The organism is Pseudomonas sp. EA_105y_Pfl2_R69, assembly GCF_963970915.1.
Taxonomy (GTDB): domain Bacteria; phylum Pseudomonadota; class Gammaproteobacteria; order Pseudomonadales; family Pseudomonadaceae; genus Aquipseudomonas.
This window is the reverse complement of the sequence record NZ_CAXAOO010000007.1, coordinates 153720-175825: the sequence shown is the minus strand read 5'-3', so window position 1 is coordinate 175825 and position 22106 is coordinate 153720. Positions and strand designations below refer to the sequence as shown.

Sequence of the window (22106 nt, the reverse complement as noted above, 5' to 3'; positions counted from 1 at the left end):
GTCATGGACCTGTTTCGCAAGGCTCCCGTTGCCCAGCCGCTGGCTGCTCGCCTGCGCGCCGCCAGCCTGGACGAGTATGTCGGTCAGGAGCACTTGCTGGCGCGCGGCAAGCCGTTACGTGAAGCCCTGGAGCAGGGCGCGTTGCATTCGATGATCTTCTGGGGCCCGCCGGGGGTGGGCAAGACCACCCTGGCGCGCTTGCTGGCGCAGGTCTCCGATGCTCACTTCGAGACCATTTCCGCGGTGCTCTCCGGGGTCAAGGAAATCCGCCAGGCGGTGGAAATCGCCCAGCAGCATGCCGCGCAGTATGGCCGCCAGACCATCCTGTTCGTCGACGAAGTGCACCGTTTCAACAAGTCGCAGCAGGATGCCTTCCTGCCCTATGTGGAAGACGGCACCCTGATCTTTATCGGGGCCACCACGGAAAATCCCTCCTTCGAGCTGAACAACGCGCTGTTGTCGCGGGCCCGGGTCTATGTGCTGAAAAGCCTGGACGAGGCCGCCCTGCGCAAGCTGGTCAAGCGCGCCCTGAGCGACCCCAAGGGCTTGGGCGAGCGCAAGCTCAGCCTGCCCGAGGAGAGTTTCAAGATCCTTCTGGGTGCGGCCGATGGCGATGGTCGACGCCTGCTCAACTTTCTCGAAAACGCCGCCGATCTGGCCGAGGATGGCTGTGTAATCAGCACCGAGCTGCTGCTGGATCTGCTCGGCGACAGTCGCCGGCGCTTCGACAAGGGCGGCGAGGCCTTCTACGACCAGATTTCCGCGCTGCACAAGTCGGTCCGCGGCTCCAGCCCGAATGGCGCGCTCTACTGGTTCGCGCGCATGCTCGACGGTGGTTGCGACCCCTTGTATATCGCGCGCCGTGTGGTGCGCATGGCCAGCGAGGATATCGGCAATGCCGATCCCCGCGCGCTGACCCTGTGCCTGAATGCTTGGGATGTGCAGGAGCGGCTGGGCAGTCCGGAAGGCGAGTTGGCGGTGGCTCAGGCCATCGTTTACCTGGCCTGTGCGCCCAAGAGCAATGCGGTCTATATGGCCTTCAAGGCGGCCATGCGCGATGCTGCCGAGCACGGCTCCCTGGAGGTGCCGCTGCACCTGCGCAATGCACCGACCAAACTGATGAAAGAACTCGGTTACGGCGACGAATACCGTTACGCCCATGACGAGCCCGAGGCCTATGCCGCCGGCGAGGACTATTTCCCGGAAGGGTTCGAGGCGCGCGAGTATTACCAGCCGGTGCCACGTGGCTTGGAGTTGAAGATCGGCGACAAGCTACAACGCCTGAAGAGTCAGGATCAGGCCAGCCCCAGACAGCGGAGGAAACCATGACCCGTGTGCTTCTCGCGGTGGCTGCCGGCGGGGCGGCGGGCTGTGTATTGCGTTTTCTCGCGACCAGCTGGGTGGCGGCGAGCTGGCCCCGGCACTACTACCTGGCTACTTTGACGGTGAATATGCTCGGCTGCCTGCTGATCGGCCTGTTGTCGGGGCTGTTTCTGCTGCGCAGCGACCTGCCGCTGGAGTTGCGCACCGGCCTGACGGTTGGGCTGCTCGGCGGCCTGACCACCTTTTCCTCCTTCAGCCTGGAGCTGCTCGGTCTGCTTGAGGGCGGTCGTACAGCCGAGGCCATGGGGTACCTGTTGTGCAGCATGGTCGGCGGCTTGCTGGCCGCCTGGCTGGGCCTGACCCTGGCGCGATTGTGCCAGTGAGTGCGCGTCCGTTTGCGGCCGACCGGTTTGCGGATTGGCGCTGTAGCGGCCTTAAGCCTTAAACTGCGCGCCATCGCGCGACATGGCTCTGCCATGCAATCTTTTGTACCTGTATTGAGACCTGAACATGCTCGACTCCAAACTGGTTCGCAGCCAACTTCACGATGTGGCCCAGCGCCTTGCTAGCCGCGGTTTTCAGCTGGATGTAGCGCGTTTCGAGGCGCTCGAAACGCAACGCAAGGCGGTCCAGACCCGTACCGAGCAGCTGCAGGCCGAACGCAACAGCCGCTCCAAGACCATTGGCCAGGCCAAGGCGCGGGGTGAGGACATCGCACCGCTGCTGGCCGATGTCGACCGCATGGGCAGTGAGCTGGAGGAGGGCAAGCGTGAGCTCGACAGCATCCAGAGCGAACTCGACAACCTGCTGCTGAATATCCCCAACCTGCCGCACGAGTCGGTGCCGGTGGGTGACGACGAAGAGGGCAACGTCGAGGTCTCGCGCTGGGGTACGCCGCGCAGCTTCGATTTCCCGATCCAGGATCATGTCGCTCTGGGCGAAAAATACGGCTGGCTGGATTTCGAAACCGCCGCCAAGCTGTCCGGTGCCCGCTTTGCCTTGCTGCGCGGCCCCATCGCCCGCATGCACCGCGCCCTGGCGCAATTTATGATCAATTTGCACACCAGCGAACATGGCTACGAAGAAGCTTACACGCCCTATCTGGTGCAGGCTCCAGCGCTGCAAGGCACCGGCCAGTTGCCGAAGTTCGAGGAAGACCTGTTTAAAATCAGCCGTGACGGCGAGGCGGACCTGTACCTGATTCCGACCGCCGAAGTATCGCTGACCAATATCGTCGCCGGCGAAATTCTGGATGCCAAACAGCTGCCGCTGAAACTCGTGGCCCACACCCCGTGCTTCCGTAGTGAAGCCGGCGCATCCGGCCGTGATACCCGCGGCATGATCCGCCAGCACCAGTTCGACAAGGTCGAGATGGTGCAGATCGTCGAGCCAAGCCAATCCTTCGACGCCCTGGAAAGCCTGACTGCCAACGCCGAGCGCGTGCTGCAACTGCTCGATCTGCCGTACCGCAAACTGGCGCTGTGCACCGGCGATATGGGCTTCAGTGCAGTGAAAACCTATGATCTGGAAGTCTGGGTGCCGAGCCAGGACAAGTACCGCGAGATTTCTTCCTGCTCCAACTGCGGCGACTTCCAGGCACGCCGCATGCAAGCGCGCTATCGCAACCCGGAAACCGGCAAGCCCGAGCTGCTGCACACCCTCAACGGTTCCGGCCTGGCGGTGGGCCGCACCCTGGTCGCGGTGCTGGAAAACTACCAGCAGGCCGATGGCAGCATCCGCGTGCCCGAGGTGTTGAAGCCCTATATGGGCGGCATCGAGGTGATCGGCTAGCAGGCTGTTGAAAAACTACCTGCGTTGCTGATACTGCGTTAAAAACAGGTTCGGAATACTCATTTACAACTCGTAAACTCCGCTTCCTCGCCTGTTTTTGCCTTGTCTCGGCCGCCTCGCCTACATTTTTCAACGGCCTGCTAGGCGCAATTCGGTTGCACAATACGGGGTGGCTATTGCCGCCCCGTTTTTTTACCTCTGGCGAGATTGATCCATGGACTTCCTTCCCCTGTTCCACAAATTGCAGGATCGCCTGGTGCTGGTGGTCGGCGGTGGCGAAGTGGCGCTGCGCAAGGCGCGTCTGCTCGCCGATGCCGGCGCGCGCTTGCGCGTGGTCGCTCCCGAGGTTCGGGCCGAGCTGCAGAACCTGGCCGGCGACGACGGTTTTTTCCTACGCGGTTACCAGCCGGAGGACCTGCAGGGCGTTTGCCTGATCATCGCCGCCACCGACGACGAGCCACTGAATGCCGAGATTTCCCGTCAGGCCCAGGCCCTGGGGCTGCCGGTCAATGTGGTGGATGCGCCGAAGCTGTGCAGTGTGATCTTCCCGGCCATCGTCGACCGCTCGCCGCTGATCATTGCCGTCACCAGTGGCGGCGATGCGCCGGTGCTGGCGCGGCTGATCCGGGCGAAAATCGAGACCTGGATTCCCGCCACCTACGGCCAGCTGGCCGGCCTGGCCAAGCGCTTTCGCGCCCAGGTCAAGGGCCTGTTTCCCGATGTGCAGCAGCGCCGGGTGTTCTGGGAGGACGTGTTTCAGGGCCAGATTGCCGAAAGCGTGTTCGCCGGCAAGCAGCAGGAAGGTGAGCGTCTGCTTGAGGAAAAGATCGCCGGCATTGCGCCGCGGACCCTGGGCGAGGTGTATCTGGTGGGGGCCGGCCCGGGCGATCCGGATCTGCTGACCTTTCGCGCCCTGCGCCTGATGCAGCAGGCCGATGTGGTGCTCTACGATCGCCTGGTGGCTCCGGCCATCATCGAGCTGTGTCGGCGCGATGCCGAGCGCATCTATGTCGGCAAGCAGCGTTCGGCGCATGCGCTGCCCCAGGAGCAGATCAATCAGCGCCTGGTCAGCCTGGCCAAAGAGGGCAAGCGCGTGCTGCGCCTGAAGGGCGGCGATCCCTTTATCTTCGGCCGCGGCGGCGAGGAAATCGAAGAGCTGGCGGCCCACGGGATTCCCTTCCAGGTGGTGCCGGGCATCACCGCGGCCAGCGGCTGCGCTGCCTATGCCGGGATTCCCCTGACCCACCGCGACCATGCTCAGTCGGTGCGCTTCGTCACCGGCCACCTCAAGGATGGTAGCTGCGATTTACCCTGGGCGGAACTCACCGCCGCCAGCCAGACCCTGGTGTTCTACATGGGCCTGGTCGGTTTGCCGATGATTTGCCAGCAGCTGATTGCCCACGGTCGCGCCGCCGAGACCCCGGCCGCGCTGATTCAGCAGGGCACCACGCAGAATCAGCGGGTGTTTACCGGCACTCTGGCGAATCTGCCGCAGCTGGTGGCCGAGCATGAGGTGCACGCGCCGACCCTGGTAATAGTCGGCGAGGTGGTGCAGTTGCGGGAAAAACTGGCCTGGTTCGAAGGCGCTCAAGCCGGCGTCTGATTCTGCCTGCCGGGCGCTGTTTAGCGTCGCGCGACCCCTTGGCCGGGTAGGCGGGTGCGATCATGCTGGCGGCCGAAGTCCAGGGCCGGGCCGCTTGGCACTATGCCGCTCGGGTTGAGGTTGCGGTGGCTGCCATAGTAGTGCTGCTTGATCTGCTCCAGGTTCACCGTCTGCGCCACGCCAGGCCACTGGTACAGTTCGCGTAGCCAGTTGCAGAGCTGCGGGTAATCCTCGATGCGCCGCAGGTTGCACTTGAAGTGGCCGTAATACACGGCGTCGAAGCGGATCAGGCTGGTAAACAGCCGCCAGTCGGCTTCGGTCAGGTATTCGCCGGCCAGGTAGCGTTGTTTGCCGAGTCGTGTTTCCAGTGTGTCCAGTTCGGCGAACAGCTCGATAAAGGCTTCCTCGTAGGCCGCCTGGGTGGTGGCGAAGCCGGCGCGGTACACCCCATTGTTGATGGCGGGATAGATGCGCTGGTTGAGCGCGTCGATCTCGCCGCGCAGGGTAGGCGGGTAGAAGTCCAGGCTATTGCCGGTCAGGTCGTCGAAGGCCGAGTTGAACATGCGGATGATTTCCGCGGACTCATTGCTGACGATGCGTTGCTGCTGTTTGTCCCAGAGCAGGGGGACGGTTACCCGTCCGCTGTAGTGGGCGTCGTCGGCGGTGTAGCGCTGATACAGGTACTCGAAGCCATCCAGGAGATCGCCGGTGGAGCCGTGGCTTGGGTCGAATGTCCAGCCGTGGTCAGCCATCAGCCAGCTGACGACCGATACATCGATCAGCTTATTCAGGCCCTTGAGTTGGCGCAGAATCAGGGTGCGGTGGGCCCAGGGGCAGGCGAGGGAGACATACAGGTGGTAGCGGCCGGCCTCTGCCTTGAAGTTGCCTTCACCGCTGGGGCCGGGGCTGCCGTCGGCGGTAATCCAGTGACGGCGCTGAGCGTTTTCGCGCTTGAAGCGGCCGTCTGCGGCGGTACCATACCACTGGTCATGCCAGCGCCCTTCGATTAACAAACCCATATCTGGCTCCTCTGGCGTTGTACTGAGGCAATCAGTTTAACCGGCTTGAATCGATAGAAATACGGAAAAAGTTGCCCTGGTAGATTCACTAATTCGATATGAGGCGCGCATCCCAGTGCTGCTGCGCCTGCTGCAGGGCATCCTCGCGGGGCTGCCCCAGGGCCCGCAAGGCCAGGGCCATGGTGCTGATCACGGCCAGCTGGCCGTAATCATCGGCGATTTCGCCGCGCCAGAAGGCCGCCAGATGGGCGGGCTCCAGTGACTGCGGTTTGACGTGGCGCTGGGCGGACAGTGCCGGCCAGTCTTCATCCCAGTTTTCGCCATTGGCCGTGCCGTACAGGTGGCTGGTGGCATCCGGATTGATTTCGATCTCGCCGCCTTCGCCCTTGATCACCACGGCGCAATCGCCGAGTAATTGGCTGGCCTCGCGATGCACCGCCTGATAACCAGGGTGGAAGATACTCTGCAGGCCGCAGCGCGCACTCAGCGGGTTGAGGATGCGCGTCAGTGAGTGAATCGGTGAGCGCAGGCCAAGGATGTTGCGCAGGTCGATCATCTTCTGTAGCTGTGGCATCCAGTCGCCCAAGGGGATAAAGGCCAGGTGCTGGGTGTCTATCGCCTGCTCCACGTCGAGCCAGTTGTGGCAGAGTGGGATCTGCAATGGTTCGAGCAGCTGCTCGCTGTACATGCGCCCGGCGGTATGGGCACCGCCACCATGCAGGAGGATCTTGACTCCGCCATTGGCCAGGGCTTTGGCAGCGAGCAGAAACCAGGGTAGATGACGCTTCTTGCCGGCATAGCTGGGCCAGTCCAGGTCGATCTGCAGGCGCGGCACCTGCAGGCGCTCGCGCACTGCTTCGGCGAAGCCGGCCATCTCCTCTGCGCTTTCCTCCTTGTGCCGCAACAACATCAGAAAGGCCCCCAGTTGGGTGTCTTCGGCTTTGCCGTCGAGCAGCATGCCCATGGCTTCGCGGGCCTCCTCGCGGGTCAGGTTGCGCGCGCCGCGCTTGCCCTTGCCGAGGATGCGCACGAACTGGGCGAAAGGGTGTTCTGCTGGGGTACTGAGGTTCATAGGCAATTTGTCGGCTTGGGCAGGCCCGCCAGCTTGGCGGCAAGTTTGGCGGGAGTGCCTTTGAATAACTGGTTGAGGTGCAGGCTGTTGCCCTTGCTCGGGCCGAGCTTGAGGGCGGCGTATTTGATCAGTGGGCGATTGGCTGGGGCCAGCTGGAATTCGTCGTAGAAGCCGCGTAGCAGGAGCAGTATTTCCCAGTGTGCGTCGCTCAGGCTGATCTGCTCTTGGCGGGCCAGAGCTTCGGCCACCGCCGGCGACCAGTCGGCCAGGTCGAGCAGGTAGCCGTCCTTGTCCAGGGCGATGCAGCGGTTGTCGATATGCAGGGTGCTCATAGCCAGCTATTGACCTTGTCGAAGCGGCAGCTGAGTTCGACCAGGCCTGGGTAGTCGACAGTCTGCAGGCGGTGCGGGCCTGCGATGGCGCGGGCGCTGAGGTCTTCGTCGAGGGCGAATAGGCCGATGCTCTCGGGCATCAGCTCCAGGGCCTGGCACTGGGCGCTGCCGGGTTGCAGGGCGTAGACGGCATCGCCACACAGCAGCAGGCCGTCGCCGGGGCCAAGCAGGCGCAGGCAGCTGCTCAGGCGGCTGTCGCTGAATGGCGAATGGGAAAGCATATGCAGGGTCGTCATCAGAGGGTTATCACCTGATCGTAGCGTGCGACAAGCGTTGTCAGGTCGGCGTCATCCAGCAGTTCGACGGCCAGGTGCAGCTTCTGTTGATCAAGGCCGCGTTCCTGCAGGTTGCGGGTCGAGGCGTAGAGCGCTTCCACGCCGAACATCGGCAGCGCCTGCAGATTGGCTCCGAGATCCTTCTGTTGCAGGGTCGCGGGCTGCTGGGCCGTGCTCAGCTGAAACACCCCGTCATCGAGAAACAGCATGCCGATGGGCAGGTCGAAGGCTCCGCCGGCCAGGGCGATGTCCAGGGCTTCACGGGCCGTGGGGCCGGACCAGGGCGGCTGGCGACTGATAATCAGCAGGGATTTGCTCATTTCAAGACCCTCCAAAACACACCAGGCGGTCGGCCAGTTGCGTCGCTTCATGCAGTTGGCCAAGTCCCGACAGCTCCCAGGGAGCCTGCAGGTTGGCGCTGCCGGAGGCATAACGCTGGGCTTCCTGGGTATCCAGAACGCCACGGCGCAGGGCGGCGGCAATGCACACCACGGCGTCGAGTTGCTGAGCGTGGACGAAGTCGCGCCATTCGCCGGTCAAATCCAGCTCATCCTGGGGGCTGATCACGTTGCTCGAGGCGCTGTGTACGCCATCCTGATAGAAGAACAGTCTGACGATCTCGTGCCCGCTCGCCAGCGCCGCCTGAGCGAAGCGCAGGGCGCGGCGCGAGGAGGGGGCGTGGGGTGGGGCGAACAGGGCGATGGCAAATTTCATGGATAACCCGGTGGGGAGCGTCTGGCGAAATGATAAGGCCTGAGTGGGCAAGATGGGCAGCGACAGCTTAAAACACGCCTGTTTTAGGTGTACAGGGTGGAAACCAAACGCCCCGAGCGGGTCGGGGCGTTGGCTGATTGTGTTGCATGGTGCGTGTTGCGCCCCCGGCAGGGTTACTTGTGTAGGTGTTCCGCCGCGTGCAGGGTGTTTTCCAGCAGGCCGGCGCGCGTCATGGGGCCAACTCCGCCTGGTACCGGGGTGATCCAGCCAGCACGGGGCAGGGCGGTTTCGTACACCACGTCGCCGATCAGCTTGCCATCGGCCTGACGGTTGATCCCCACGTCGATGACGATGGCCCCTTCCTTGATCCACTCGCCCTTGACCAGGCCCGGTTTGCCGGCGGCCACCACGACGATATCGGCCTGGCCAACGTGGGTCGGCAGGTCCTTGGTGAAACGGTGCGTGATCGTGACGGTGCAGCCCGCCAGCAGCAGCTCCATGGCCATGGGGCGGCCGACGATATTGGATGCGCCCACCACCACGGCATGCATGCCATAAAGGTCGGCACCGGTGCTTTCGAGCAGGGTCATGATGCCCTTGGGGGTGCAGGGGCGCAGTAGCGGCATGCGCTGGGCCAGGCGGCCGATATTGTAGGGGTGGAAGCCGTCGACATCCTTGTCCGGGCGAATGCGCTCCAGCAGCAGGGATGAGTCGAGGTGCTCGGGCAGTGGTAGCTGAACCAGAATGCCGTCGATGCCCGGCTCGTCGTTGAGGCGGTCGATCAGAGCCGTCAACTCGTCCTGGCTGGTGCTGGCTGGCAGATCGTAGGCCTGGGAAACAAAGCCGACCTCCTCACAGTCCTTGCGCTTGTGCGAGACATAGACCTGGGAAGCCGGGTCGCTGCCAACCAGAATTACAGCCAGCCCCGGCGCGCGCAGGCCCTGCTGGCGTCGTTCGGCGACGCGTTGCGCGATCTGCTGGCGGAGGCTGGCGGCAATCGCTTTGCCGTCGATCAGTTGTGCGGTCATTGCGCTTGGTTAACCATAAAGAAAGGATGGAAAAAGGACGCGCATTCTCGCATGACCATGCGGTGGGGCAAAGGCGCATGCCACGGTTTTCGCGTAACTCCTTTATATAGCTGAATTTTTTTGATCTTCCCTGTTGACGACCGTTAATCACCTCTATAACATTCGCCCCGCTTGTCGAGCACAGCCAGTCGCTGGGTAAGACGGCAAGGGTAAGAGCTGCAAGGTTTTTCCCGAAGCCGAAAGCTTTAAGTCTGCGCTGCAGATGGATAGGCGCCCGTAGCTCAGCTGGATAGAGCATCCGCCTTCTAAGCGGATGGTCGCAGGTTCGAGTCCTGCCGGGCGTGCCATTTGGCAGTCTTGGCGCAAGCAACATGCAATATGGTGGGCGTAGCTCAGTTGGTAGAGCGCAGGATTGTGACTCCTGTTGTCGTGGGTTCGATCCCCATCGTCCACCCCATATTCCAAAGCGCCAGGTGAAAGCCTGGCGTTTTTGTATACGAGGTTTTACCTCTGCGGACGTGGTGGAATTGGTAGACACACTGGATTTAGGTTCCAGCGCCGCAAGGCGTGAGAGTTCGAGTCTCTCCGTCCGCACCATCTTTCTTTAGCTCCCTCCCGTTTGCCGCTTGCATCTAGGGTGACTTCTGCAAATTCAGCCTCTAGAATGCATGCCCTTGATTCGGGGCCGGTAAACGGCCGGCTTATGTCTGTGCAACGAGGAATATCCATGCAAGTTTCTGTTGAAAGCACTTCTGCTCTTGAGCGCCGTATGACCGTTGGCGTTCCCGTTGAGCGCATCGAGACTGAAGTCAACAAGCGTCTGCAGCAGACTGCCCGTCGCGCCAAGGTTCCCGGTTTCCGTCCCGGCAAAGTGCCGATGAGCGTAATCCGCCAGCGTTACGAAGATGCTGCGCGCCAGGAAGCTCTGGGCGACCTGATCCAGTCCACCTTCTATGAGGCCGTGGTCGAGCAGAAGCTCAATCCCGCCGGCGCTCCGGCTGTTGAGCCGAAGTCCTTCGAGAAGGGCAAGGATCTGGAGTACGTCGCCACCTTCGAAGTATTCCCGGAATTCACCGTTGGCGGTTTCGAGTCCATTGCCATCGAGCGCCTGCAGGCCGACGTCGCGGATAGCGATGTCGACAACATGCTGGAAATCCTGCGCAAGCAGAACACTCGTTTCGAAACCGTTGAGCGCGCCGCCGAAAATGGCGATCAGCTGAATATCGATTTCGTCGGCAAGGTCGATGGCGAAGCTTTTGCGGGCGGCTCGGCCAAGGGCACTCAGCTGGTTCTCGGCTCCGGCCGCATGATCCCGGGCTTCGAGGATGCTCTGGTCGGTGCCAAGGCAGGCGAAGAGCGGGTCATCACCCCGACGTTCCCCGAGGACTACCAGAACCTCGATCTGGCCGGCAAGGCCGCCGAGTTCACCGTGACCGTCAACAGCATTAGTGCTCCGCAGCTGCCCGAGCTGAATGACGACTTCTTTGCCCTGTTCGGCGTGAAAGAAGGCGGTATGGAAGGCTTCCGCGCCGAAGTGCGGAAGAACATGGAGCGTGAGCTGCGTCAGGCTATCAAGTCCAAGGTCAAGAATCAGGTGATGGACGGCCTGCTGGCTGCCAACCCGATCGAGGTGCCGAAGGCGCTGATCAGCAACGAAGTGGATCGTCTGCGCGTGCAGGCCGTCCAGCAGTTCGGTGGCAATCTCAAGCCTGAGCAACTGCCGGCCGAGCTGTTCGATGAGCAAGCCAAGCGCCGCGTCGTGCTGGGCTTGGTCGTGGCGGAAGTGGTCAAGCAGACCGAGCTGAAGCCGGACGAAGCACGCATCCGTGCAATGATCGAAGAAATGGCGTCGGCTTATCAGGAACCTGAGCAGGTTGTGGCCTGGTACTACAAAAACGACCAGCAAATGAACGAGGTTCGTTCTGTTGTGCTGGAAGAGCAAGTTGTAGATACTGTTTTGCAGAAGGCCAACGTGACCGATAAAGCGGTCTCTTACGAAGAAGCTGTCAAGCCGGTGGAAGCTCCGCAAGCCGCCTGATTTCTTTACCTCGTTCGAACACGCCATAAGCCAGCCTCCGTGCTGGCTTATGCGTATTTGTGACATGACTATTTAGGGAGCGAGTGCACGCATGTCCCGCAATCCTTTTATGCAACAAATGCCCGATATCCAAGCTGCTGGCGGCCTGGTACCCATGGTTGTCGAACAGACGGCTCGCGGTGAGCGCGCTTACGACATCTATTCGCGCCTGCTCAAGGAGCGAGTGATCTTTCTTGTCGGTCCTGTAGAGGACTACATGGCTAACCTGATCTGTGCGCAACTGTTATTCCTTGAAGCGGAAAATCCGGACAAGGACATTCATCTTTACATCAACTCCCCAGGTGGTTCGGTGACGGCGGGTATGTCGATCTACGACACCATGCAGTTCATCAAGCCTAACGTGTCCACCACCTGCATTGGTCAGGCGTGTAGCATGGGCGCATTCCTGCTGACCGCCGGTGCCGAGGGCAAACGTTACTGCCTGCCGAACTCGCGGGTGATGATTCACCAGCCACTGGGTGGTTTCCAAGGCCAGGCGTCGGACATTGAAATTCACGCGAAGGAAATCCTCTTCATCCGTGAACGTCTCAACATACTGATGGCCAAGCACAGTGGGCGCACCTTGGAAGAAATCGAGCGCGATACCAATCGTGATAACTTCATGAGCGCCGAAGCCGCTCGTGAATATGGGTTGATCGACGCAGTGATTGAAAGCCGCCCCGCTTAATATAAGCCGCTCGAAATAGGGCAGGTCGGCGTGTCCGGCCGCCGGCGGGCTTGAAAATGCCCGCATTTGCCCTCATCTTGTGTTTCAAGCCTACCGGATTGGATTGAACGAATGACTGACACCCGCAACGGCGAGGACAACGGCAAGCTGCTTTATTGCTCCTTCTGTGGCAAAAGCCAGCATGAAGTGCGCAAATTGATTGCCGGTCCCTCGGTCTTTATCTGCGACGAGTGCGTCGACCTGTGTAATGACATCATCCGAGAGGAGGTGCAGGAAGCCCAGGCCGAGAGCAGCGCGCACAAACTGCCCGCGCCCAAGGAAATCAGCACCATCCTCGATCAGTATGTGATTGGTCAGGAGCGTGCGAAGAAGGTTCTGGCGGTAGCGGTGTACAACCACTACAAGCGCCTTAATCAACGCGACAAGAAAGACGATGTCGAACTGGGTAAGAGCAATATCCTGCTGATCGGGCCGACCGGCTCGGGCAAGACCCTGCTGGCCGAAACCCTGGCGCGTTTGCTCAATGTGCCGTTCACTATCGCCGATGCCACCACCCTGACCGAAGCCGGTTATGTCGGTGAAGACGTCGAGAACATCATTCAGAAGCTGCTGCAGAAATGCGATTACGATGTGGAAAAAGCCCAGATGGGCATTGTCTATATCGATGAAATCGACAAGATTTCGCGCAAGTCTGACAACCCGTCGATCACCCGTGACGTATCGGGCGAGGGCGTACAGCAGGCATTGCTCAAGCTGATCGAGGGTACTGTGGCCTCGGTGCCGCCCCAGGGCGGCCGCAAGCATCCGCAGCAGGAATTCCTGCAGGTGGACACGCGCAATATCCTGTTTATCTGCGGCGGTGCATTTTCCGGGCTGGAGAAGGTCATCCAGGGTCGCTCGACCAAGGGTGGCATCGGTTTCAACGCCGAAGTCCGCAGCAAGGACCTGGGTAAGAAGGTTGGCGAGTCGTTGCGCGCCGTCGAGCCTGACGATCTGGTCAAGTTCGGTCTGATTCCCGAGTTCGTGGGTCGGCTGCCGGTTATCGCAACCCTGGATGAGCTAGACGAGGCGGCGCTGGTGCAGATTCTGACCGAGCCGAAGAATGCGCTGACCAAGCAGTATGGCAAGCTGTTCGAGATGGAAGGGGTCGAGCTGGAGTTCCGCCCGGACGCCCTTAAGTCGGTGGCACACAAGGCGCTGGAGCGTAAGACCGGTGCCCGTGGCCTGCGCTCGATTCTCGAGGGTATCCTGCTTGATACCATGTACGAGATTCCTTCGCAGTCCGACGTCAGCAAGGTGGTTATCGATGAGAGCGTGATCGATGGCACTTCCAAGCCGCTGTTGATTTATGAAAACAGCGAGCTGCCAGCCAAGGCTGCGCCTGACGCGTAACAGGCTTGCAACATGTTGAAAGCAAGGGGCCTGCGGGCCCCTTTGCTTTTGCAGTGGCAACGCTTGTTTTTTGTTTGGGCTGCCCCCATCTTAACGCTAAGGGTCATCCCATCTGTTTACGGCCGCAAGGCCGACGTAGAGCCGAAATCATGAAGACAACCATCGAATTGCCTCTCCTGCCGTTGCGCGATGTTGTGGTCTATCCGCACATGGTCATCCCATTGTTCGTCGGGCGCGAGAAATCCATCGAAGCCCTCGAGGCGGCCATGACGGGCGAGAAGCAGATTTTGCTGCTCGCGCAGAAGAATCCCGCCGACGATGATCCGGATGAAGCCGGTCTCTATCGCGTCGGCACCGTGGCCACCGTGCTGCAGTTGCTGAAACTGCCGGATGGCACGGTCAAGGTGCTGGTCGAGGGCGAGCAGCGCGGCGAGGTCGAGCGTTTTATCGCGGCCGAAGGCCATTGTCGCGCCGAAGTGCAGCTGATCGATGAGGTCGAGGTTGCCGAGCGCGAGTCCGAGGTCTTTACCCGTAGCCTGCTCAGCCAGTTCGAACAGTACGTACAGCTGGGCAAGAAAGTCCCGGCCGAGGTGCTGGCCTCGCTCAACGGCATCGATGAGCCGGGGCGTCTGGTCGATACCATGGCTGCGCACATGGTGCTGAAGATCGAGCAGAAGCAGGAAATCCTGGAAATCACCGATCTGCAGGCGCGGGTCGAGCATGTACTGGCCCTGCTGGATGCCGAGATCGACCTGCTGCAGGTGGAAAAACGCATCCGTGGTCGGGTCAAGAAGCAGATGGAGCGCAGCCAGCGCGAGTACTACCTGAATGAGCAGATGAAGGCCATTCAGAAAGAGCTCGGCGACGGCGAGGAAGGCCATAACGAACTCGATGATCTGAAAAAGCGCATCGAGAACGCCGGCCTGACTGCCGAAGCCCACGCCAAGGCCACTGCCGAGCTGAACAAGCTCAAGCAGATGTCGCCAATGTCGGCCGAAGCCACCGTGGTGCGCTCCTATATCGACTGGCTGGTCAATGTGCCGTGGAAGGCGCAAAGCAAGGTGCGCCTCGATCTGGTGCGCGCCGAAGCGATCCTCGATGCCGACCATTACGGTCTGGACGAGGTCAAGGAGCGCATTCTCGAATACCTCGCCGTGCAAAAGCGGGTGAAGAAGATCAAGGGGCCGGTACTTTGCCTGGTAGGTCCGCCCGGGGTGGGCAAGACCTCCCTGGCGGAGTCGATTGCCAGCGCGACGAACCGCAAGTTCGTACGCATGGCCCTGGGGGGGGTGCGCGACGAAGCGGAAATTCGCGGTCACCGGCGTACCTATATCGGTTCCATGCCGGGTCGCCTGATTCAGAAAATGACCAAGGTCGGGGTGCGCAACCCGCTGTTCCTGCTCGACGAGATCGACAAGATCGGCCAGGACATGCGCGGCGATCCCGCTTCTGCGCTGCTCGAGGTGCTCGATCCGGAGCAGAATCACAACTTCAACGACCACTATCTGGAGGTCGATTACGACCTGTCGGACGTGATGTTCCTCTGCACGGCCAACTCCATGAATATTCCCGGGCCTTTGCTGGACCGCATGGAGGTCATTCGCCTACCGGGTTATACCGAAGCCGAAAAAATCAATATCGCCATCAAGTACCTGGCATCCAAGCAGGTTCAGGCCAACGGCCTGAAGAAAACCGAATTGGTTTTTGAAGAGGCGGCGATCCGCGACATCATTCGCTACTACACTCGCGAAGCCGGGGTGCGTGGTCTCGAGCGGCAGATTGCCAAGGTGTGCCGCAAGGTGGTCAAGGAGCATTCCACCGAGAAGCGCTTCCAGGTCAGCGTTACGGCCGATTCGCTGGAACATTTCCTCGGGGTGCGCAAGCATCGTTATGGCCTGGCCGAGCAGCAGGATCAGATCGGCCAGGTGACCGGGCTGGCCTGGACCCAGGTCGGTGGTGAACTGTTGACCATCGAGGCAGCGGTAGTGCCCGGCAAGGGGCAGCTGATCAAGACCGGTTCACTGGGTGATGTGATGCTCGAGTCGATCACTGCGGCGCAAACCGTGGTCAGAAGCCGTGCCAAGAGCCTGGGCGTGCCTGTGGACTTCTACGAGAAGCAGGACATCCATATCCATATGCCGGAGGGGGCTACCCCCAAAGACGGCCCCAGCGCCGGCGTTGGCATGTGTACGGCGCTGGTTTCGGCCTTGACCCAGATTCCCGTGCGCGCCGATGTGGCGATGACCGGTGAAATCACCTTGCGTGGACAGGTTCTGGCAATTGGTGGCCTCAAAGAAAAACTCCTGGCGGCACATCGTGGTGGAATCAAAACCGTGATCATTCCCGAAGAGAATGTGCGCGATTTGAAGGAAATTCCCGAGAATATTAAGCAGGACTTGCAGATTAAACCGGTTAAATGGATTGACGAAGTCCTGCAAATTGCGCTGCAATACGCCCCGGAGCCCTTGCCTGATGCGGCTCCCGAGATAGTTGCAAAGGATGACAAGCGCGAGTCTGATTCCAAGGAGCGAATCAGCACGCATTAGCCGGAGGGCTTCCTTGACATAATTTTGAAGCCCTTGTTATAAAGCGGCTCTTATCGTGTCGGCAGGCCATCCAGCACCCGCTTTGCTTACACTTAAAAGCAAGAAACAAACTCAATAGAAATTAAGGGGACTTAAGAGTGAACAAGTCGGAACTGATCGATGCCATCGCTGCATCTGCTGATATCCCAAAAGCTGTCGCCGGCCGTGCGCTGGACGCAGTAATTGAATCCGTAACTGGTGCTCTGAAAGCGGGTGATTCCGTAGTACTGGTTGGTTTCGGTACCTTCGCTGTCAAAGAGCGCGCTGCTCGTACCGGCCGCAACCCGCAAACTGGTAACCCGATCAGCATCGCTGCTGCCAAGATTCCAGGCTTCAAAGCCGGCAAAGCTCTGAAAGACGCTGTTAACTAAGCCGCTTTCGATCTTGCCCACCAGGTCAGTACGCCTGACCTGGCAGCGGAGCGGTAGCCCGGACGGACAGCATGTCCAGGCCATCACGAATCGATACTGTCATTTCGTTCCGCTTCGTTAGTTACGAGAAGGCGCATCCTCTGATGCGCCTTTCTTCTATCCGGATTTTACCCACACTGCGCGACTGCTAATTTTGTACAGTCGTTCTGGGGGACGCATGCTGCAGAACATCAGGGACAATTCACAGGGTTGGATTGCCAAAACCATTATCGGCGTCATTGTCGCGCTGCTGGCGCTGACGGGTGTCGATGCCATTTTCACCAGCACCAGCAACAGTCAGAATGCCGCTGTCGTCAACGGTGAGAAAATCACTACCGTGGAGTTGAATCAGGCCGTCGAGATGCAGCGCCGTCAGTTGCTGCAACAGTTGGGGCGTGATTTCGATGCATCCCTGCTGGATGAAAAGCTGCTGCGTGAGTCGGCCCTGAATGGTCTGATTGAGCGCGCCGTATTGCTGCAGGGGGCCAAGGACGCCAAGTTCGGGTTTTCCCAGCAGGCCCTCGACCAGCTGATTCTGCAAACCCCCGAGTTCCTCGTGGATGGCCAGTTCAGCCCCGAGCGATTCGATCAGGTGATCCGTCAGCTGGGCTACAACCGTTTGCAGTTCCGCCAGATGCTTGAGCAGGAAATGCTGATTGGTCAGTTGCGTGCCGGCCTGGCCAATAGCGGTTTTGTCACCGATGAGCAGGTGCAGGCGTTTGCCAGTCTGGAGAAACAGACCCGTGATTTCGCCACCCTGACGCTGCAGGCGGATCTCGATGCCGTGGTGCTCAGCGACGATGACATCAAGGCTTATTACGACGCGCAAGCCAGCGAGTTCATGACGCCGGAGCAGGTGGTCCTGGAGTATGTCGAGCTGAACAAGGAGGCATTCTTCGATCAGGTTGAGGTCAGCGCCGAGGCGTTGCAGACCGCTTACGAAAATGAAATCGCCAACCTGGCTGAGCAGCGTCGTGCCGCGCATATTCTGCTTGAAGTGAATGACGCGCTGAATGATGAACAGGCCCAAGCCAAACTGGTCGAGGTGCAGAAGCGCCTGGAGCAGGGCGAAGACTTTGCGGCGCTGGCCAAGGAGGTCTCCGATGACTCTGGTTCGGCAACCGATGGTGGTGATCTGGGCTTTGCCGGCCCGGGCGTATATGACCCGGCTTTCGAAGAGGCGCTCTATGCGCTGGACGAGAATGCCGTGTCCGCGCCGGTGCGCAGCGAGTTCGGCTGGCACCTGATCAAGCTGCTTGGAGTACAGGCACCCGAAGTGCCGAGCTTTGCCAGCCTCGAAGAAAAACTGCAGCGCGAACTCAAGGCGCGGCAGGTCGAGCAGCGCTTTGTCGAAGTTGCCAAGGATCTCGAGGATTCGGCTTTCGAGGCTTCCGACCTGGTCCAGCCGGCCCAGGAGCTCGGCCTCGAGGTCAAGTTGACTGAAGCCTTCGGGCGGCAGGGCGGCAGTGAAGGCCTAAGCGCCAATCGACAGGTGATCCAGGCCGCGTTCAGCGACGAGGTGTTGGAAGACGGCAGCAATAGCAGCGTGATCGAGCTCGACCCGAATACTGTGGTGGTGGTGCGGGTCAAGGAGCACAGCAAGCCTGAGCAGTTACCGCTTGAACAGGTGCAGGACAGTATCCGTACCCAGCTGACCAAGGTGCGTGCCAGCGAAGCGGTCAAGGCCAAGGGCGAGGCGCTACTGACAGCGCTGCGCAGTGGTCAGACGCCGATAGAGCAGGCGGACGCCGCGCAGTCCTGGGAAGTGGTCGAAGCGGCTACCCGCAGCCATGAAGGGGTCGAGCCTGCGGTGTTGCAGACACTGTTCCGCATGCCCAAACCGGCCGATGCGGGCAAGCCGAGCTTTGCCACTGTCAGCCTGAACAACGGCGACCTGGTGGTGGTGCGCCTGAATGGCGTCAGCCAGCCCGAGCAGGCTCTGTCCGATGAGGACAAGGCGATGTACAGCCGCTTCCTTGCCTCACGCGTTGGTCAGCAGGATTTCGCTGCCTTCCGTAAGCAGTTGGAAGCCAAGGCCGATATCGAACGCTTCTGATCAAGGCTGCTGCATGCAGAAATGGCAGGGAGCCATATCTAACGTCGCGCCGCGACGGCGCGAAGGGTGATTGCCACGGATGGCAACGCATAAAAAATGGCCGGGAGCCATTTTTAACGTCGCGTAGCGACGGCCCGATGGGTGAGTGCCATGGATGGCAACGCATAAAAAAGGCCGCTTAATCAAGCGGCCTTTTTTATTGCTTAGATTTTCTTGGCTGGAAGATTTACTCCTCCATGGCACCCATGGCGGTGGTGTTGAAGCCGCCATCGACGTACATGATCTCGCCGCTGACGCCCGAGGCCAGGTCCGAGCAGAGGAAGGCACCGGCGTTGCCGACTTCGTCGATAGTGACGTTACGGCGCAATGGGGTCTGCTTCTCGTTGGCGGCAAGCATCTTGCGGAAGCTCTTGATGCCGGAGGCAGCCAGGGTACGGATCGGGCCGGCGGAGATGGCGTTGACCCGAGTACCTTCTGGGCCAAGGCTGCCAGCCAGGTAGCGCACACCGGCCTCCAGGCTGGCCTTGGCCATGCCCATCACGTTGTAGTTGGGCATGGTGCGCTCGGCACCCAGGTAGGAGAGGGTGAGCAGGCTGCCATTACGGCCCTTCATCATCTCGCGGCCGGCCTTGGCCAGGGCGACGAAGCTGTAGGCGCTGATGTCGTGAGCGATGCGGAAGCCTTCGCGGGTGGTGACGTCGGTGAAGTCGCCATCCAGCTGGTCGCCCGGAGCGAAACCGACGGAGTGGACGATGCAGTCCAGGCCGTCCCACTTCTTGCTCAGGGCTTCGAATACCGAGGCGATTTCTTCATCGTTGGCCACATCGCAAGGGAAGCACAGCTCGGGGTTCGAGCCCCAATCAGCAGCAAAGCCCTCAACGCGGCCTTTGAGCTTTTCATTCTGATAGGTGAAGGCCAGTTCGGCCCCTTCACGGTGCATGGCTGCCGCGATGCCGGAGGCGATGGACAGCTTGCTGGCGACGCCAACGATCAGTACGCGCTTGCCGCTTAGAAAACCCATGGGCGTTATTCCTCTTCCTGTCTACAAGAATTAATCGGCTGGGGCCATAAAGGCCGCTTCCAGCAACTGCTGTGTATAGATGTCCTGTGGCGCGGCAAAGACACGTGTCGCCGGGCCTTGTTCCACCACCTTGCCCTGTTTGACCACCATCACCTGATGGCTCAGGGCCCTGACCACGGCCAGGTCGTGGCTGATAAACAGATAGGTCAGGTTGTACTTGGCCTGCAGCGAGCGTAGCAGTTCGACCACCTGGCGCTGTACGGTGCGGTCGAGCGCCGAGGTCGGCTCGTCCAGCAGGATCAGCGCCGGCTTCAGCACCAGGGCCCGGGCAATGGCAATCCGCTGGCGCTGGCCGCCGGAGAACTCGTGAGGGTAGCGGTGGCGGGTTTCCGGGTCCAGGCCCACTTCCACCAGCGCGGCAATGATCGCCTGCTCCTGCTCCGCCGCATTGCCCATGCGATGAATCTGCAGCCCCTCGCCGACTATCTGGCCCACCGACATGCGCGGGCTCAGGCTGCCGAAGGGATCCTGAAACACGACCTGCATCTGCCTACGTAGCGGGCGCACATCATGCTGCGACAGACCGTCCAGAGCCTGGCCCTGAAAGCGAATGCCGCCCTGGCTGCCCAGTAGGCGCAGGATCGCCAGGCCCAGGGTGGACTTCCCCGAGCCGCTTTCGCCGACTATGCCCAGGGTCTGGCCCTGAGGCAGGCTGAAGTTGATGCCGTCCACGGCCTTGACGTGGTCGACCGTGCGGCGCAGCAAGCCTTTCTTGATCGGAAACCAGACGCGCAGGTTCTCGACTTCGAGCATGGTCTTGCCCGGGGGCAGGTCAACGGGGCCGCCGCTGGGCTCCGCGCCCAGCAGTTCGCGGGTGTAGGGGTGTTGCGGGGCATGGAACAGGGTCTGGCAGCTGGCCTGCTCGACGATATGGCCGCGCTGCATCACGCAGACGCGATGGGCAATGCGCCTGACCAGGTTGAGGTCATGGCTGATCAGCAGGATGGCCATCCCCAGTTTGCTCTGCAGTTCCTTGAGCAGTTCGAGGATCTTCAGCTGGACGGTCACGTCCAGAGCCGTGGTGGGCTCGTCGGCGATCAGCAGTTCCGGTTCGTTGGCCAGGGCCATGGCAATCACCACGCGCTGCCGTTGACCGCCGGAGAGCTCGTGGGGGTAGGCCTTGAGACGCTTGTGCGGCTCGGGAATGCCGACCAGGTCGAGCAGCTCCAGGGTGCGCGCGGTGGCGGCCTTGCCGCTCAGGCCCTTGTGCAGGGCCAGCACCTCGTTGATTTGCTTCTCGATGCTGTGCAGCGGGTTGAGCGAGGTCATGGGTTCCTGGAACACCATGGCGATGCGGTTGCCGCGGATTCCGCGCAACTTGTTCTCGCCCAGCTTGAGCAGGTCTTGCCCGGCGTAGTGAATGCTGCCACTCGGGTGCTGGGCCAGGGGGTAGGGCAGCAGGCGCAGTATCGAGTGGGCGGTGACCGACTTGCCCGAGCCGCTTTCGCCGACCAGGGCCAGGGTCTCGCCGCGCTTGATATCGAAGCTGACCGCCTCCACCACGCGTTGTCTGCTGTTGCCGGTGACGAACTCGACGGCCAGGTCGCGCACTTCGAGGAGGTTGTTCGATTCGGTCATCTTATTTCCTCGGGTCGAAGGCGTCGCGCGCCGCTTCGCCGATAAACACCAGCAAACTCAGCATCAGGGCGAGCACCGCAAAGGCGCTGATCCCCAGCCATGGGGCCTGCAGGTTGGATTTGCCCTGGGCTACCAGCTCGCCGAGGGACGGTGCGCCCGGTGGCAGGCCAAAGCCGAGGAAATCCAGGGCGGTCAGGGTGCCGATCGCGCCGGTGAGGATAAAAGGCATAAAGGTCATGGTCGAGACCATGGCGTTGGGCAGGATATGACGGAACATGATCGCGCCGTTTTCCATGCCCAGGGCGCGGGCGGCGCGCACGTATTCCAGGTTGCGTCCACGCAGGAACTCGGCGCGCACCACATCCACCAGGCTCATCCAGGAGAACAGCAGCATGATGCCCAGTAGCCACCAGAAGTTCGGCTGCACGAAGCTGGCCAGGATGATCAGCAGGTAGAGCACCGGCAGGCCGGACCAGACTTCCAGGAAGCGTTGTCCGGCCAGGTCGACCCAGCCGCCGTAGAAGCCCTGCAGGGCCCCGGCGAACACGCCGATCAGCGAGCTCGCCAGGGTCAGGATCAGGGCGAACAGCACCGAGATACGAAAGCCGTAGATCACTCGGGCCAGCACATCGCGCCCCTGGTCGTCGGTACCCAGCCAGTTTTCCGCGGAGGGCGGCGCGGGGGCCGGCACCTGCAGATCGTAATTGATGCTGGAGTAGCTGTAGGGGATCGGCGGCCAGACCATCCAGCCGTCTTTCTGTTCGATCAGGTCCTGGATATAGGGGCTCTTGTAGTTGGCCTGCAGGGGGAATTCGCCGCCAAATGTGGTTTCCGGATAACGCTTGAGCACCGGGAAATACAGCTCGCCGTCGTACTGCACAACAAGCGGTTTGTCGTTGGCGATCAGTTCGGCACCCAGGGTGACGAAAAACAGCGCGAGAAAGATCCACAGCGACCACCAGCCGCGCTTGTGGGCCTTGAACAATTGGAAGCGTCGCTGATTGATAGGGGACAGTTTCATC

General features: G+C 61.0%; 20 protein-coding genes and 3 tRNA genes. 13 read left to right on the top strand and 10 right to left on the bottom strand.

Going from position 1 to position 22106, the window contains the following annotated elements; genetic code table 11:
• The first annotated feature begins 3 nt into the window (after positions 1-3).
• The 4 genes from AACY13_RS18995 (at position 4) to cysG (ending at position 4717) form a co-directional block, all read left to right on the top strand.
• Positions 4-1329 carry a replication-associated recombination protein A gene (locus AACY13_RS18995; protein ID WP_339463140.1) on the top strand — a complete coding sequence of 442 codons (1326 nt, stop codon included), beginning with the start codon at positions 4-6 and terminating at the stop codon, positions 1327-1329.
• Positions 1326-1706, top strand: coding sequence for a fluoride efflux transporter CrcB (gene crcB, locus AACY13_RS18990; RefSeq protein ID WP_339463139.1), 381 nt, complete (start codon positions 1326-1328; stop codon positions 1704-1706). The genes AACY13_RS18995 and crcB overlap by 4 nt, the downstream gene beginning before the upstream one ends.
• Before the next feature lie 127 nt (positions 1707-1833).
• A complete protein-coding gene (gene serS, locus AACY13_RS18985) occupies positions 1834-3114 on the top strand; it encodes a serine--tRNA ligase (RefSeq protein ID WP_339463138.1) in 1281 nt (426 codons plus the stop codon).
• 214 nt (positions 3115-3328) lie between these two features.
• Positions 3329-4717 carry a siroheme synthase CysG gene (cysG, locus tag AACY13_RS18980; RefSeq protein WP_339463137.1) on the top strand — a complete coding sequence of 463 codons (1389 nt, stop codon included), beginning with the start codon at positions 3329-3331 and terminating at the stop codon, positions 4715-4717.
• 20 nt (positions 4718-4737) lie between these two features.
• Here the strand turns inward: cysG and AACY13_RS18975 are convergent, their stop codons facing one another.
• From AACY13_RS18975 to folD, 7 genes are all read right to left on the bottom strand, one after another.
• Positions 4738-5736 carry a glutathione S-transferase family protein gene (locus tag AACY13_RS18975; protein ID WP_339463136.1) on the bottom strand — a complete coding sequence of 333 codons (999 nt, stop codon included), beginning with the start codon at positions 5734-5736 and terminating at the stop codon, positions 4738-4740.
• Positions 5737-5824: 88 nt separating this feature from the next.
• On the bottom strand, positions 5825-6808 hold the full coding sequence (locus AACY13_RS18970) for a glycosyl transferase family protein (protein WP_339463135.1): 984 nt from the start codon (positions 6806-6808) through the stop codon (positions 5825-5827).
• Positions 6805-7140, bottom strand: coding sequence for a TusE/DsrC/DsvC family sulfur relay protein (locus AACY13_RS18965; protein WP_339463134.1), 336 nt, complete (start codon positions 7138-7140; stop codon positions 6805-6807). The genes AACY13_RS18970 and AACY13_RS18965 overlap by 4 nt, the downstream gene beginning before the upstream one ends.
• On the bottom strand, positions 7137-7436 hold the full coding sequence (tusB, locus tag AACY13_RS18960) for a sulfurtransferase complex subunit TusB (RefSeq protein WP_339463133.1): 300 nt from the start codon (positions 7434-7436) through the stop codon (positions 7137-7139). The genes AACY13_RS18965 and tusB overlap by 4 nt, the downstream gene beginning before the upstream one ends.
• Positions 7436-7795 carry a sulfurtransferase complex subunit TusC gene (tusC, locus tag AACY13_RS18955; protein WP_339463132.1) on the bottom strand — a complete coding sequence of 120 codons (360 nt, stop codon included), beginning with the start codon at positions 7793-7795 and terminating at the stop codon, positions 7436-7438. The genes tusB and tusC overlap by 1 nt, the downstream gene beginning before the upstream one ends.
• A 1-nt stretch (position 7796) precedes the next feature.
• Positions 7797-8189, bottom strand: a complete 393-nt coding sequence (gene tusD, locus AACY13_RS18950; RefSeq protein ID WP_339463131.1) for a sulfurtransferase complex subunit TusD — start codon at positions 8187-8189, stop codon at positions 7797-7799.
• A 173-nt stretch (positions 8190-8362) separates the two neighbouring features.
• On the bottom strand, positions 8363-9217 hold the full coding sequence (gene folD / locus AACY13_RS18945) for a bifunctional methylenetetrahydrofolate dehydrogenase/methenyltetrahydrofolate cyclohydrolase FolD (protein WP_339463130.1): 855 nt from the start codon (positions 9215-9217) through the stop codon (positions 8363-8365).
• Positions 9218-9487: 270 nt separating this feature from the next.
• On the opposite strand from folD, the gene AACY13_RS18940 reads away from it, so the two are divergent.
• The 9 genes from AACY13_RS18940 to AACY13_RS18900 all read left to right on the top strand — a co-directional run bounded on the left by AACY13_RS18940 (position 9488) and on the right by AACY13_RS18900 (position 18425).
• Positions 9488-9564 (top strand) — tRNA-Arg (locus tag AACY13_RS18940).
• Positions 9565-9598: 34 nt separating this feature from the next.
• Positions 9599-9674, top strand: a tRNA-His gene (locus AACY13_RS18935).
• Positions 9675-9729: 55 nt separating this feature from the next.
• Positions 9730-9814: transfer RNA gene (locus AACY13_RS18930), tRNA-Leu, on the top strand.
• A 130-nt stretch (positions 9815-9944) separates the two neighbouring features.
• A complete protein-coding gene (gene tig / locus AACY13_RS18925; RefSeq protein WP_339463129.1) occupies positions 9945-11255 on the top strand; it encodes a trigger factor in 1311 nt (436 codons plus the stop codon).
• A gap of 91 nt (positions 11256-11346) precedes the next feature.
• Positions 11347-11982, top strand: a complete 636-nt coding sequence (gene clpP / locus AACY13_RS18920) for an ATP-dependent Clp endopeptidase proteolytic subunit ClpP (RefSeq protein WP_339463128.1) — start codon at positions 11347-11349, stop codon at positions 11980-11982.
• A gap of 111 nt (positions 11983-12093) precedes the next feature.
• On the top strand, positions 12094-13374 hold the full coding sequence (gene clpX / locus AACY13_RS18915; RefSeq protein ID WP_339463127.1) for an ATP-dependent Clp protease ATP-binding subunit ClpX: 1281 nt from the start codon (positions 12094-12096) through the stop codon (positions 13372-13374).
• A gap of 149 nt (positions 13375-13523) precedes the next feature.
• Positions 13524-15920, top strand: a complete 2397-nt coding sequence (gene lon, locus AACY13_RS18910; protein WP_339463126.1) for an endopeptidase La — start codon at positions 13524-13526, stop codon at positions 15918-15920.
• A gap of 137 nt (positions 15921-16057) precedes the next feature.
• On the top strand, positions 16058-16330 hold the full coding sequence (gene hupB, locus AACY13_RS18905) for a nucleoid-associated protein HU-beta (RefSeq protein WP_010490206.1): 273 nt from the start codon (positions 16058-16060) through the stop codon (positions 16328-16330).
• Between the two features lie 217 nt (positions 16331-16547).
• Entirely contained in the window at positions 16548-18425 is a 1878-nt protein-coding gene (locus tag AACY13_RS18900; RefSeq protein ID WP_339463125.1) for a SurA N-terminal domain-containing protein, read from the top strand.
• Positions 18426-18651: 226 nt separating this feature from the next.
• Here AACY13_RS18900 and fabI read toward each other — a convergent pair whose 3' ends face one another.
• From fabI to AACY13_RS18885, 3 genes are read right to left on the bottom strand one after another with little or no spacing between them, the layout of a single operon-like run.
• The gene (fabI, locus tag AACY13_RS18895) at positions 18652-19446 is read right to left on the bottom strand and encodes an enoyl-ACP reductase FabI (protein WP_339463124.1); all 795 of its coding nucleotides are present in this window, start codon (positions 19444-19446) and stop codon (positions 18652-18654) included.
• Positions 19447-19476: 30 nt separating this feature from the next.
• A complete protein-coding gene (locus tag AACY13_RS18890; RefSeq protein ID WP_339463123.1) occupies positions 19477-21084 on the bottom strand; it encodes an ABC transporter ATP-binding protein in 1608 nt (535 codons plus the stop codon).
• A 1-nt stretch (position 21085) separates the two neighbouring features.
• Entirely contained in the window at positions 21086-22105 is a 1020-nt protein-coding gene (locus tag AACY13_RS18885; protein ID WP_339463122.1) for an ABC transporter permease, read from the bottom strand.
• Between the last annotated feature and the right edge of the window lies 1 nt (position 22106).